Raw genomic sequence first — 13,273 nt, 5'->3', positions numbered from 1 at the left:
AAATCACTTTCGTACGGGTCACCGGGCTGCCTAGGGTCGGGCGCTATGACGAACAGCATCGCGTCCACCGAAGCGTTCATCGCCGCCTTGCCGAAGGTGGAACTGCACCTTCACCTGGTGGGGTCCGCCTCGCTTCCGACGGTCCTGGAGCTGGCCCGGCGGTACCCCGGCAGCCCGGTGCCCACGAGCGAAGAGGAACTGCGGGCCTTCTATGAGTTCCGGGACTTCGCCCACTTCGCTCAGATCTATGAGGCCGTCAACCGCCTGGTGCGCGAGCCGGAAGACCTGGCGACCCTCGTCACCGGCGCCGCGCGTGACCTGGCCTCCCAGAATGTCAGGTACATCGAGCTGACCGTCACGCCGTACGCCCACCAGAGCACGGGCATGTCCCGGCGTGCCATCACCGAGGCGCTGGACCTGGCGGCGCGTCAGGCGGCCGAGGGTGGCGTGCGCGTGGGTTACGTGTTCGACATCCCCGGTGAGTACGGGGCCGAGGCCGCGCGGGTGACCCTCGACCACGCGCTGGCCGAGCCGCCGGAGAACCTGGTCGGCTTCGGGCTGGCCGGGATCGAGCAGGAACGCCCCAAGTACCGCGACGTCTTCAGGGACGCCTTCCGGGCGGCCAAGGCGGCCGGACTGCACAGCGTGCCGCACGCAGGGGAGATGACCGGGCCCGAGACGATCTGGGAGGTCATCGAAGGGCTCGGCGCCGAGCGCATCGGCCACGGCATCCGGTGCGTGGACGACCCCCGGCTCATGGCCCACCTGCGGGAGACCCAGATCCCGCTGGAGGTCTGCCCTACCTCCAACGTCCGCACCCGCCAGGTGCCGGACCTCGCCTCCCACCCGCTGCCGCGCCTGCTGGAGGAAGGGCTGTTCGTCACCGTCAACAGCGACGATCCGCCCATGTTCGAGACCACGCTCAGCCGCGAGTACCAGGTCGTGTCCGACGTCTTCGGCCTCGGGCCCGCCGAGTTGGCCGCCCTGGCGCGCAACGCCGTACAAGCCTCGTTCCTGGACGATGACGGCAAGCGCGCCATACTCCCCGAGATCGACGCGCTCGTCCCCTCCGGCTGACGCCGGAGGGCGGTCACGGGGTCAGGGGGAGGCGGGCCGGCCGAGCCCGGGAGGGAGCTTGGAGGCGGCGGCGCGGTCGAGCAGGAACAGCGTGCGCGACCGCCCTCGCGCCCCGGCCGCCGGAACCTGCATGGGGCCCGACTCCTGCAGGGCGAGGCGTACGGCTCCCGCCTTCTCCTCGCCGGCCGCGATCACCCAGACCTCGCGTGCCGCCCGCAGCGTGGGCAGCGTCATCGAGATCCGGGTCGGGGGCGGCTTGGGGGCGCCGTGCACCGCCACGACCGGACGCTCGTCGTAGAGGGCGGGCATGCCCGGGAACAGCGACGCCACGTGGCCGTCCGGCCCGAGGCCGAGCATCAGGATGTCGAAGGAGGGGACCGGCCCGTGGTCCTCCGGCCGCGAGGCCTTGCGCAGTTCCTCGGCGTAAAGAGCGGCCGACTCCTCGGCGTCGAGCCCCGAATCAGGGCCCTTCATCGGATGCACGCGGGCCGGGTCCACATCGACGTGGTCGAGCAGCGCGCTGCGGGCGCCCGTCTCGTTGCGCTCAGGATCGCCGGTCGGCAGGAACCGCTCGTCACCCCACCAGATGTCCAGGCGCGGCCACTCCACCGCGTCACGCGCGTGGGTCGCGGCCACCTCGGCCAGTGTCGAGATGCCCATGCCACCGCCTGTCAGCACGAGGTGCGCCGATCCCTTGGCCGCCTGGGCGTCCACCAGCCCGGTGATCAGGCGTGCGGCCACGGCCTTGGCCAGCAGGTCGGCGTCCCGGTGGATGAGAACCGATGGAACACTCACGAAAACCGTCCTTCTCTTACGGAGGTGCCCGGCACCCGGCCGTCTCCCGACATATCGGGGGAAAGGTGAGGGTACCGGGCACCCAGGTCAAGACCGGCGGTATGCGGTCACGACCCATGGTTCGGCCGAGCCATTGCCTCGATCAGCGGCCATCGGTCAGGAGACGTCGTAGTGGGCGACGTTCCTGATCGCCTCTTCGTACACCTCGTCGGGGTCGAGGCGGCGTAGCTCCTCTGCCAGCAGGTCGGAGGTGGGCCGGCGGGCCAGGGCGACCTGCCGGTCGGGCTGCTCGGGCCGCACGAGGGTGGCGGTGCGCGAGTCGTGCCGCTCGACCACGACCTCGCCCTCGTCGAGGCGCAGGTACACCTTCGTCAGGCCGGGGCCCTGCGACTGCGTCACCCTGATCGGGGCGTCGAGCTTTTGGGAGAGCCACACGGCCAGCAGCGCCGCACTGGGATGGTCGGGCTCGGCCTCGACGTAGCCGTCGAGGATCTTGCCGACCGGCTGGTCGAACGCCGCGGCCAGCAGGCTGCGCCACGGGGTGATGCGGGTCCAGGCCAGGTCGGTGTCGCCCGGGGAGTAGCCGTCGATGCGGCTCCTGATCGCCTCCACCGAGTCGTCGGCGGACCGCGCGTCGGTGACGCGGCGCTGGCCGAAGGCGCCGACCGGGTCCTTCGCCGGTGCCGCCGGCGCGTCGCCGGGCCACCACACCACCACCGGGATGTCGGCCAGCAGCAGCGGGGAGAGCACCGAGTCGGCGTGCTCGGTCAGCTCGCCGTACAGGCGGAGCAGGACGACCTCGCCGGTCGTCAGCTCGCCGACCCGGATCTCCGCGTCGAGCCGCGTCGCCTCCTCGCGCTCCCTCGGGATCACCGCGAGGATGCGTGAGGGGTGCTCGCGGGACGCCTCGGAGGCCGCGCGGACGGCGTCGTACTGGTGGCTCTCGTCGCACACCACCACCAGCGTCAGCACCATGCCGACGGCGGGCGCCCCGACCTGGTGCCGCAGCCTGGTGAGCTGGGACGAGATCTCCGATGCCGTGGTCGACCCCATGAGGTAACTGGTCACAGTGCCACCCCCGTTCCTGTCCGGAGCCCCGCCCGGACAACGCCTGCCCGTGCCGTGCGAAGGTCTCCCGGCCTGGCCGGGACGGCGGACCCTGTCGTGGTCGCGTGGATCACAGCCTCCTCCAGGTGCGGCCGTCGCGGGCCATCAGCTCGTCGGCCGACTTCGGGCCGCCCGTGCCCGCCGGATAGTCCTCCGGCGGCTCGTCGCTCTTGGCCCAGAACTCCTCGATCGGGTCGATGACCTTCCAGGACAGCTCGACCTCGCGCTGGTGCGGGAACAGCGGCGGATCGCCGATGAGCACGTCCAGCAGCAGCCGCTCGTAGGCCTCCGGTGAGGACTCCAGGAACGCCTCGCCGTAGGCGAAGTCCATGTTGACGTCCCGGACCTCCATGGCCGTGCCCGGCACCTTGGAGCCGAACCGCACCGTGATGCCCTCGTCCGGCTGGATCCGGATGACCAGGGCGTTCTGCCCGAGGATCTCGGTGTCGGTCTTGCTGAACGGCAGGTGGGGCGCCCGCTGGAACACCACGGCCACCTCAGTCATACGCCTGCCGAGCCGCTTGCCCGTGCGCAGGTAGAACGGCACGCCGGCCCAGCGCCGGTTGGCGATCTCCAGCTTGATGGCGGCGTAGGTCTCGGTCTTGGAGTCCGGGGGGATTCCGTCCTCCTCCAGGTAGCCGCGGACGGGCACGCCGCCCTGCCAGCCTGCGGTGTACCGCCCCCGGGCGGTGGCGAGCCGGAGATCGTGCGGGAGGGTGAGGGCCTCCAGGACCTTCTCCTTCTCCCTGCGTAGCGCCGCCGCGCCGAAGGCCGTGGGATCCTCCATGGCCACCAGCGCCAGAAGCTGGAGCAGGTGGTTCTGGATGACGTCCCTGGCCGCGCCGATGCCGTCGTAGTACCCGGCCCGGCTGCCCACGCCGATGTCCTCGGCCATCGTGATCTGCACGTGGTCGACGTAGCCGCGGTTCCAGATCGGCTCGAACAGCGTGTTGGCGAACCGCAGCGCCAGGATGTTCTGGACGGTCTCCTTGCCCAGGTAATGGTCGATGCGGAACACAGAGTCGGGCTTGAAGGCCGAGTCGACGACCTGGTTCAGCTCCCGCGCGCTCTTGAGGTCGTGCCCGAACGGCTTCTCGATCACCACCCGGCGCCACGAGCCCGGCGGCGGCTTGCTCAGTCCCGTGCGCTTGAGCTGCTCGACGATGACCGGGAAGGCCTTCGGCGGGGTCGACAGGTAGAAGGCGTAGTTCCCGCCGGTGCCCCGCGTCTCGTCGATCTCCTTGAGCGCCATGGCCAGCGCGTCGAAGGCGCCGTCGTCGTCGAAGGAGCCGGGGACGAAGTGGAGCCCTTCGCAGATCTGCTTCCACACCTCCTCCCGGAAGGGAGTGCGGGCGTGCTCCTTGACGGCGTCATGGGTGATCTGGGCGAAATCCTGGTGGGCCCAGTCGCGCCGGGCGAAGCCGACCAGTGAGAAGCCCGGGGGGAGCAGCCCTCGGTTGCCCAGGTCGTAGATCGCGGGCAGGAGCTTGCGCTTGGCCAGGTCGCCGGTCACGCCGAACAGCACCAGCACGCAGGGGCCGGCGACCCTGGGCAGCCGCTTGTCGCGGGGGTCGCGCAGCGGATTCGCCTCCATCACTTCCATGGTGGTCGCGGTGCTCGCCGCGGACTGAGCGGCCGTCAGCGAGTTATCGGGTGATACCTTCTGGGGCCGGTCCTCGGAGCGGATCGCCAACTCCACCTCGTGCGCGGACGGCGCGGGGCCGCCCTCGGCCGGTGAACCGGCCGGGCCGGGCGTCGCGGGGACCGGATCGGCGGGACTCGCGGGACCGCTCTCGCGCGGCGAGCCCGGCTGCTCGCTGTCGTTCATCAAACCTCCCGTGCGGCGCTGAGCAGGTGCCTCACACCGGCCTCGCGATCGGTCAGGTGCAGGCGTACGGCCGGACGGCCCCGCTTGCGTAGCGCGTCCAGGTCGCCGAGCGCCTGGGCCAGCTCAAGCCTGCCCAGGGTGTACGGTCGGCCGGGCACTTGCAGGTCGTTCTGCACCGCACCGGTGAGGTGCAGGAAGACACCGTTCTGCGGGCCGCCCTTGTGGTACTGCCCGGTCGAGTGCAGGTAGCGAGGGCCCCACCCGAAGGTGACCGGCCGCTCGGTCCTGATCGCCAGCAGGCCCTGGAGGCTGGCGGGGTCGTGCGCGGCCCAGATGTCGGTGATCAGCTCGAAGGAGGCGTCCTGCGGGACCGGGACGTCGAAGGCGGCCTCGCGGTCGAGGAAGGCCAGGATCGCCAGGTATCCGCGGTCGGGGATGTCCTCCAGCAGTGCGGTGAAGACGCCGGGCAGGTCCTTGACGTGCTCGGGGAGGTCGCCGTGGACCTCCACCGGTCCGTCGACCAGCGTCGGGGTGCCGGTGGGCAGGGGGCCGTCGCCGGCCTCCCGCAGGATGCGCGCGGTGTTCTCCTTCGACTCGGCGACGTTCGGCTGGTCGAAGGGGTTGATGCCGAGCAGCCGCCCAGCGATCGCCGTGGCGTACTCCCACACGAGGAACTGCGCGCCCAGGGGTCCGTCGACCTGCACGGCGGCCTCGGTGTCCACACCCACGACGATCTCGTCGTCGGCGTCGGTCGGGTCGCTGCCGACCACGGGGAGGATGCCCTTCCCCTGCTTGCCGGTGGACTCGGCGATGAGCTGCTCGGCCCAGTCGGGGAACCCGTTGATACCCGAGAGGCTGTCGTCGAGCACGAGCTTGTCGCGCCCGGCCAGTGCCGCGGCGCCCAGCGCCGCGCCCAGGTCGAGGCCGGGGTTGCCGTCGTCCTGGCCGAGCAGGGGACGCACCTCGGCGGCCTGGTCGAGCAGCTGCCCGACGTCGGCCCCGGCCAGCGCGCTCGGCACCAGGCCGAACGCGGTCAGGGCGCTGTAGCGGCCGCCCACGTTCGGGTCGGACAGGATGACGGTGTATCCGGATTCGATCGCGAGTCGCTCCAGGGGAGAGCCGGGGTCGGTGACCACGACGATCCGGCCTGCGGGGTCGATGCCGGCGTCGCGGAAGGCCTTCTCGTAGATGCGCCGGTGGCTGTCGGTCTCGACCGTCGTGCCGCTCTTGCTGGACACGACCACGATCGTCTGGTCGAGCCGGTCGGCGAGCGCCCGGCGCACCTGGCCGGGGTCGGTGGTGTCCAGCACGGTCAGCGGCACGTCCGCCGTGGCGCAGATGACCTCGGGGGCCAGGGAAGAGCCGCCCATGCCCGCGAGCACGACGTGCTCCAGGCCCTCGGCGCGGGCGCGCTCGACCAGCTTGACGAGCTCGGGCAGCAGCGCTCGCGAGGTGGTGGGCAGGTCCAGCCAGCCGAGCCGGACCCTCGCCTCCGCCTCGGCCTCGGGCCCCCACAGGGTGGGGTCGCCGTTGGACAGCGCCTGTGGCACGCCCTCCTCGACGAGTTTCCGCACGGCCACGGAGGCCTCTGCGGCTACCGCCTCGTCACCGAACGTTACGGACATATCCATCCTTAAAGGTTTCTCCTCGCGAGGGGTCGGGCGCCTCCGCGCCGCGCACGAGCCGATGACTCCCGCAAGCGCCCCGGCCCGGCTCCGTCGGCGCCCGGCCGGTGCACCTGGGAATCAGAGATCGAGGGCCGCCAGAGCTCTAACCGACCTTCTTCAGCTCGGTCTCAAGGGTGCCGAGCAGCTCGTTCCACGAGGTGACGAACTTCTCCACGCCTTCGTCCTCCAAGGCCCTCACCACGTCGTCGTAGTCGATGCCGACCTGCTTGAGCGCGGCCATGGTGTTCCACGCCTGCTCGTAGAAGGGCCGGACGGTGTCGCCATCGATGTTCCCATGATCGGCCACCGCGTCGAGGGTCTTCTCCGGCATGGTGTTGACCGTGCCCGCCGTGACGAGCTGGTCGACGTACATGGTGTCGGGGTACTCGGGGTTCTTGACCCCCGTGGAGGCCCACAGCGGGCGCTGGGGGCGGGCCCCGGCGTCCTTGAGCGCCTGCCAGCGCGGGGTGTTCACGACCTCTTCATACGCGGCGAACGCCAGGCGGGCGTTGGCGATCGCGGCCTTGCCCTTGAGCTCCAGCGCCTCCGGGGTACCGATCTTCTCCAGCCGCTTGTCGACCTCGGTGTCGAAGCGGCTGACGAAGAACGACGCCACGGACTCGATCTTGGACAGGTCGAGCCCGTTGGCCTTCGCGCGCTCCAGGCCCTCGAGCCAGGCGTCCATGACCGCGCGGTAGCGCTCGAGCGAGAAGATCAGCGTGACGTTGACGCTGATGCCCTCCGAGAGCGCCTGGGTGATCGCGGGCAGCCCGTCGAGAGTGGCGGGGATCTTGATGAACACGTTCGGCCGGTCGACCAGCCACCACAGTGCCCGCGCCTCGGCGGCGGTCTGCTCGGCGCTTTGGTTGGCCAGCCGCGGGTCGACCTCGATGGACACCCGGCCGTCGACCCCGTCGGTGCGGTCGAAGACGGGCCGCAGCACGTCGGCGGCCCAGCGGATGTCGAAGGTCGTGATCGCCCTGACGGCCTCTCCCACGTCGACGCCGCGCACCACCAGGTCGCGAAGCTGGCTCTCGTAGGCGTCGCCCTTGCTCATGGCGGAGGCGAAGATCGTCGGGTTGGACGTGACACCGACGACGTACTTGTCGCGGATCAGCGCCTCGAGGTTGCCGGTGCGCAGGCGCTCACGGCTGATGTCGTCGAGCCAGATCGACACGCCCTGATCGGTCAGGCGCTTCAGGTTTTCGCTCATGACTCTTCCCTAGTTTCCGGTGGTCTGGCCTTTGTCGGCCCCGGTCTTGGCGAGGCTGCCCTTGGCGGCGGCGGCTACACGCTCGGCGGTGAGGCCGAACTGCTCGTACAGCGTCTTGTACGGCGCCGAGGCGCCGAAGTGTTCAAGGCTCACAACCACGCCCTCCTCACCTACGAACTGCAGCCAGCCCAGGGCGATTCCCGCTTCCACGGCCACCCGGGCGCGCACGGCCGGAGGCAGGATCGTCTGCTTGTAGGCGTCGTCCTGCTCGTTGAACCACTCGACACAGGGCATCGAGACCACTCGGGCCGGGAACCCCTGCTCCTCCAGCAGCTTGCGCGCCCCGACGGCGAGCTCCACCTCACTGCCGGTGGCGATGAGGATCACGACGGGCTGCCCGTTGGAGGCCTCCTCCAGGATGTAACCCCCCTTGGCGACCTTCCCGAAGTCGGCCGTGCCCTCGTACACCGGCAGGTTCTGCCGGGTCAGCGCCAGCGCCGCCGGACGGTCGGTGTGGTCGAGGATGGCCTTCCACGCGGCCGAGGTCTCGTTGGCGTCGGCGGGGCGCACCACGTCGAGGCCCGGGATCGCGCGCAGCGCCCACAGGTGCTCCACCGGCTGGTGGGTGGGGCCGTCCTCGCCGAGGCCGATGGAGTCGTGCGTCCACACGTAGGTGACCGGCAGCCCCATCAGGGCCGCCAGCCGGACGGCCGGGCGCATGTAGTCGCTGAAGACCAGGAACGTGCCGCCGTACGGGCGGGTGCCGTTGTGCAGGGCGATGCCGTTCAGGATCGAGCCCATGCCGTGCTCGCGGATGCCGAAGTGCAGGGTGCGGCCGTACCGGTTCCCCGGGAACGCCTTGGTCTGGTACTCCTCGGGGATGAAGGACGGCTCGCCCTCCATCGTGGTGTTGTTCGACTCGGCCAGGTCGGCCGAGCCGCCCCACAGCTCGGGCAGCACCGGGGCCAGCGCGTTCAGCACCTGGCCCGAGGCCTTGCGGGTCGCGATGGACTTGCCCGCCTCGAAGGTCGGCAGTGCCTCTTCCCAGCCGGCCGGGAGCTTGCGCGCGCTCATGCGGTCGAACAGGGCGCCCCGCTCCGGGTTGGCGGCCCGCCAGCTCTCGAACTTCTTGTCCCACTCTGCGCGCAGGGCGCGTCCGCGCTTCACGACCTCGCGGGCGTGATCGAGGATCTCCTGGGGAGCGTCGAAGCTCTTCGCCGGGTCGAGGCCGAGGATCTCCTTGGTGGCGGCCACCTCGTCGGCGCCGAGCGCGGAGCCGTGGATCTTGCCGGTGTTCTGCTTGTTCGGCGCGGGCCACCCGATGATCGTGCGCAGCTTGATCAGCGTCGGGCGCTCGGTCTCCTCCAGCGCGGCGCGGTAGGCGCGGTACAGCTCCTCGACGTTCTCGACGTACTCCCCGGTCTCGGTCCAGTCGACGGAGATCACGTGCCAGCCGTACGCCTCGTACCGCTTGGCCACGTCCTCCGACAGCGCGATGGCGGTGTCGTCCTCGATGGAGATGTGGTTGGAGTCGTAGATCACATTGAGGTTGCCCAGCTTCTGGTGGCCCGCGATCGAGCTCACCTCGTGGCTGACGCCCTCCTCGATGTCACCGTCGGACACGATCGACCAGATCTGGTGGTCGAAGGGGCTCTCGCCGGGCGGGGCGTCGGGGTCCAGCAGGCCCCGCTCACGCCGCTGGGCCATGGCCATCCCGACGGCGTTGCCGAGGCCCTGGCCGAGCGGCCCGGTGGTGGTCTCGACGCCGATCGTGTGACCGTGCTCGGGGTGTCCGGGGGTCAGGCTGTCCCACTGGCGCAACGACTCGATGTCGTGCAGAGTAAGGCCGTATCCGGACAGGAAGAGCTGAATGTAGAGGGTGAGGCTGGAATGCCCTGCCGACAGGACGAAACGGTCACGTCCGGTCCAGGCCGGGTCGGAGGGGTCGTGACGCAGGACCCTCTGGAACAGCAGGTACGCGGCGGGCGCCAGGCTCATCGCGGTGCCGGGATGGCCCGAGCCCGCCTTCTCCACCGCGTCCATCGCGAGGGCGCGTACGACGTCGACCGTGCGCCGATCGAGGTCGCCCCACTCAAGGTCTGGCACGAGTTCGCTACTCAACTGCTCGATCTCCTATTGGTTGGATGGCGCCGGGCTCGGCTCGTCCGCCCGTCCGGTATGGGCTTTCATGCCACACCGGACCCTAACGGGTCGATCCCCTCCACCGTAGATGCATCGTGCGTCTGACATGTGACCGGGGAAAGTGGGCGTGCACGTCCCTAGAACCCTGCCCCCGACAGGCCGTCTGGAACGCGATTCTCGTCACAGAACGCGAGCCGGATGGCCGGTCATGGGAAGGGCCGTTCACCAGCGTGGATGAACCCCCGATCTGAGGCACCCGCTACCGCGGCATTCGCCCCCGATGCCGGGACCGGTGACCCCCCGCACTACAGTGAGTCCTCAGCGTTGGCTCATGCCCGCATTCACGGATCCGCTCTAATCAGAGGTTACGCGTTGACCCCGCACCCGCTGGAAGCGCCTTGACGGTGCTGACCACCAAGCCACCGACGGCCCCCATCGCAGGCGAGCGACGTTCGCCGTTCGCCACCGTGCGGGCGTACGTCGCGCTGACCAAGCCGCGGATCATCGAGCTGCTGCTGATCACGACGCTCCCGGTGATGTTCCTGGCCGCCCACGGATTCCCTCCCCTCGGGAAGGCCGTCGCCATCCTCGTCTTCGGCACCCTGTCGGCAGGCAGCGCCAACGCGCTCAACTGCTACATCGACCGGGACATCGACGCCACCATGCGCCGCACCCGGCGCCGCCCGCTGGCGATGGCCGAGGTGTCGCCGAGGAACGCGCTGATCTTCGGGATCGTGCTCGGAGCCCTGTCGACCCTCGGGCTCGGGCTCACCGTCAACTGGGCGGCCGCCGGGCTCTCCCTGGCCGCGATCCTGTTCTACGTCTTCGTCTACTCGATGCTGCTGAAGCGCCGCACCTCGCAGAACGTCGTCTGGGGCGGCATCGCGGGCTGCATGCCGGTGCTCATCGGCTGGGCCGGCATCACCGGGCGGGTCGACTGGGCGCCCTTGGTGCTGTTCGGCGTGGTCTTCTTCTGGACGCCCCCGCACACCTGGACTCTCGCCATGCGCTACCGCGAGGACTACGCCGCCGCCAAGATCCCGATGCTGCCGGTGGTCGCGGGCGAGCGGCGGGTCGTGCTGGAGAGCGTCGCCTACACCTGGGCGACCGTGATCTGCTCGCTCCTGCTGTGGCCGGTCGCCGGCACCACGCCGTTCTACGCGATCGCGGCCGCCGCCCTCGGCGCGATGTGCCTGTGGGAGGTCTACCGCCTCCTGGCCCGGGTCAACGCCGGCAAGACCGGCGTCGCCCTGCGTCCCATGCGCTTCTTCCACTGGTCCAACGCCTACCTGGCCCTGCTCTTCCTCGCCGTGGCCATCGACTCCCTGCTCTGACGCCTGCGGGTCGGCGGTGCTCTGGCCGGGTAGAGATCCGCAAGGGCCGCAGGTGGGGACGCGTCTGCGGCTCGGCGAAGACGTTGGACCAGGGGGCGCGACGGCCATGGCGATGAGTCTGAACCTGAAGGCGTACGAGCATGCCAGGAAGCTGGTCAAGGACAGGCGGATCGTCTTTGACCAGCGGGCCGAATGGGACGTGCACCGGCCCACGCCCGAGCAGGAGGACCAGTTCATTGCCGAGCACGGGTTCGGCGAGTACTCCTTGTGGTTCCTCGGCATCGACGACGAGCACGGGGAGAACACCAAGACACGGTTCAGGTTCCCCTACGGCGACTTCGACAAGCTGCACAAGTGCGCCGTCCTGTCGGCCGAGGTCCGGGCCGCGCAGTACGACTATGAGGACATCGAGACCGCCGCCGCCCACCTTCATGGCATGCTCACCGCGCTGGAGGAGTGACTTTTCCGGACCGTGCCCATGGAGTACGTCCTGGGGCAACCGCGGCTGAGCCCGCCTCGGCACGCTGAACGCCGTCGCCCCCGCCCGCTCGGCGAGCGGCGGGGACGACACGGGAGGGCGTCAGCGGCCGGAGATGAGGTTGGCCAGGCGGGCGTAGGCGGAGGTGCGGCCCATCTGGGCGCTCTCGTGGCGGTCGGCGGTGCGGAAGAGGGCGTAGATCGCCTGCACGCCGATCCAGCGCAGCGGCTCGGGCTCCCACTGGCGCACCTGGCGGCCCACCCACGGCAGGGCGGTCAGCTCGGTCTCCCGCCGGAGCACCAGGTCGCGGAGCGTACGTCCGGCCAGGTTGGTGGTGGTGACGCCGCTCCCGACGTACCCGCCGGCCCAGCCGAGGCCGGTGGCGTGGTCGAGGTGGACCGTGGAGCACCAGTCGCGCGGCACGCCCAGCACACCGCACCACGAATGGTGGATCCTCGCCCCGGCGGTGGCGGGGAACAGCGTGGTCATGATCTTGCGGAGCGCGGCCACGGTCTGCGGCTGGGTGGCGCCGCGCACGTCGGTGCGGGAGCCGAACCGGTAGGGCACGCCCCGCCCGCCGATGGCGATGCGGCCGTCGGCGGTGCGCTGGGCGTAGCAGTAGGCGTGAGCCTCGTCGCCCAGCAGCTCGTGGTCCCGCCACCCGATCTTGTCCCACACCTCGTCGGAGAGCGGCTCGGTGACGATCATCGAGCTGTTCATGGGGAGCCACTGGCGCCGCTGGCCCTGGATGCCGGCCGTGAAGCCCTCGGTCGCGCGGATGACGTACTCGGCGGTGACCGTGCCCCGGTTGGTGACGGCCGCGGCCCTGCCCTCCTTGCCGCCGGCCCTCGGGCGGATCTCGGTGACGGTGGTGCCCTCGAAAAGGTCGACGCCCAGGGCGGTCACGACGCGCGCCAGCCCGACCGCGAGCTTCGCGGGCTGGATGCGCGCGCAGTGCGGGCTGAAGGTGGCAGAGATCGCCCCGGCCACGCGGATGCGATCGTCCTGTTCCTCGCGGGAGAGGAGCCGCATGTCCTGCTCGGCGAACCCCCACGAGCGAAGATCGGCGAGCTCCGCGTGCATGCGGCGGTTCTGCGCCGGGTTGGTCGCCACGTGGACCAGGCCGCCCTTGTGGACGTCGGCGTTGATGCCCTCGGCCCGCATGACCTCGATCACCTCGTCGACCGCGGTGAACATGGCGTGCTGGAGATCGATCATCGCCTGCCGCCCGCGCGCGGCCGCGTGCCGTTCACGGGACCCGGCGAACTCGGCCGACAGCCAGCCGCCGTTGCGGCCCGAGGCGCCGAACCCGGCGAACTCCTTCTCCAGGATCGCGATGCGAAGATCGGGCTGCGCCTTCTTCAGGTAGTACGCGGTCCACATGCCGGTGTAGCCACCGCCCACGATCGCCACGTCGTACTCGCGGGGCCCGGGCAGGGCCGTGCGGCGCTCGGGGACGCCGATCTGCCGGTACCAGTACGAGACCCCGCCGTTGGCGAAGTCCGCCGTCAGTGGGGTGCCGTTCAATCCTTTGCCGCTCATATGGTCTCCTCCGCCGGCCGCATGGCCGTAGGAGGCCGCCGACCCGGGCAGCCCGATCCGCATGGTGGCCCGGCCTCGCGGCAATGGAAG

Annotated in this window: 10 protein-coding genes; 3 read left to right on the top strand and 7 right to left on the bottom strand. The window is 70.4% G+C overall.

Annotated features, from left to right (window positions below):
• The first annotated feature begins 45 nt into the window (after positions 1 to 45).
• Positions 46 to 1,077, top strand: a complete 1,032-nt coding sequence (gene add / locus ABD810_RS25310; RefSeq protein ID WP_344945294.1) for an adenosine deaminase — start codon at positions 46 to 48, stop codon at positions 1,075 to 1,077.
• A gap of 21 nt (positions 1,078 to 1,098) precedes the next feature.
• On the opposite strand, the gene pgl is transcribed toward add, so the two are convergent.
• From pgl to tkt, 6 genes are all read right to left on the bottom strand, one after another.
• Entirely contained in the window at positions 1,099 to 1,872 is a 774-nt protein-coding gene (gene pgl, locus ABD810_RS25305) for a 6-phosphogluconolactonase (protein ID WP_344945291.1), read from the bottom strand.
• Positions 1,873 to 2,028: 156 nt separating this feature from the next.
• Positions 2,029 to 2,940, bottom strand: a complete 912-nt coding sequence (locus tag ABD810_RS25300) for a glucose-6-phosphate dehydrogenase assembly protein OpcA (protein WP_344945289.1) — start codon at positions 2,938 to 2,940, stop codon at positions 2,029 to 2,031.
• Between the two features lie 109 nt (positions 2,941 to 3,049).
• Complete coding sequence (gene zwf / locus ABD810_RS25295) at positions 3,050 to 4,582, bottom strand: glucose-6-phosphate dehydrogenase (RefSeq protein ID WP_344945450.1); 1,533 nt, start codon at positions 4,580 to 4,582, stop codon at positions 3,050 to 3,052.
• A gap of 224 nt (positions 4,583 to 4,806) precedes the next feature.
• Positions 4,807 to 6,438: a glucose-6-phosphate isomerase gene (locus tag ABD810_RS25290; RefSeq protein WP_344945287.1), complete on the bottom strand. Its 1,632-nt coding sequence runs from the start codon at positions 6,436 to 6,438 to the stop codon at positions 4,807 to 4,809.
• Positions 6,439 to 6,577: 139 nt separating this feature from the next.
• The gene (tal, locus tag ABD810_RS25285; protein ID WP_344945284.1) at positions 6,578 to 7,687 is read right to left on the bottom strand and encodes a transaldolase; all 1,110 of its coding nucleotides are present in this window, start codon (positions 7,685 to 7,687) and stop codon (positions 6,578 to 6,580) included.
• A 9-nt stretch (positions 7,688 to 7,696) separates the two neighbouring features.
• Positions 7,697 to 9,808, bottom strand: a complete 2,112-nt coding sequence (gene tkt / locus ABD810_RS25280; RefSeq protein WP_344945281.1) for a transketolase — start codon at positions 9,806 to 9,808, stop codon at positions 7,697 to 7,699.
• 419 nt (positions 9,809 to 10,227) lie between these two features.
• Here tkt and ABD810_RS25275 point away from each other — a divergent pair, with 419 nt between their 5' ends.
• Positions 10,228 to 11,163, top strand: coding sequence for a heme o synthase (locus ABD810_RS25275; RefSeq protein ID WP_425566951.1), 936 nt, complete (start codon positions 10,228 to 10,230; stop codon positions 11,161 to 11,163).
• Positions 11,164 to 11,275: 112 nt separating this feature from the next.
• Entirely contained in the window at positions 11,276 to 11,623 is a 348-nt protein-coding gene (locus ABD810_RS25270) for a hypothetical protein (RefSeq protein ID WP_344945278.1), read from the top strand.
• Between the two features lie 120 nt (positions 11,624 to 11,743).
• On the opposite strand, the gene ABD810_RS25265 is transcribed toward ABD810_RS25270, so the two are convergent.
• Positions 11,744 to 13,183 carry an NAD(P)/FAD-dependent oxidoreductase gene (locus ABD810_RS25265; RefSeq protein WP_344945275.1) on the bottom strand — a complete coding sequence of 480 codons (1,440 nt, stop codon included), beginning with the start codon at positions 13,181 to 13,183 and terminating at the stop codon, positions 11,744 to 11,746.
• Between the last annotated feature and the right edge of the window lie 90 nt (positions 13,184 to 13,273).

Origin of the sequence: Sphaerisporangium flaviroseum, from assembly GCF_039537005.1 — a bacterium.
Lineage (GTDB): Bacteria > Actinomycetota > Actinomycetes > Streptosporangiales > Streptosporangiaceae > Sphaerisporangium > Sphaerisporangium flaviroseum.
The sequence above is the reverse complement of the archived record's forward strand: the minus strand, read 5'-3'. Positions and strand labels throughout refer to the sequence as shown.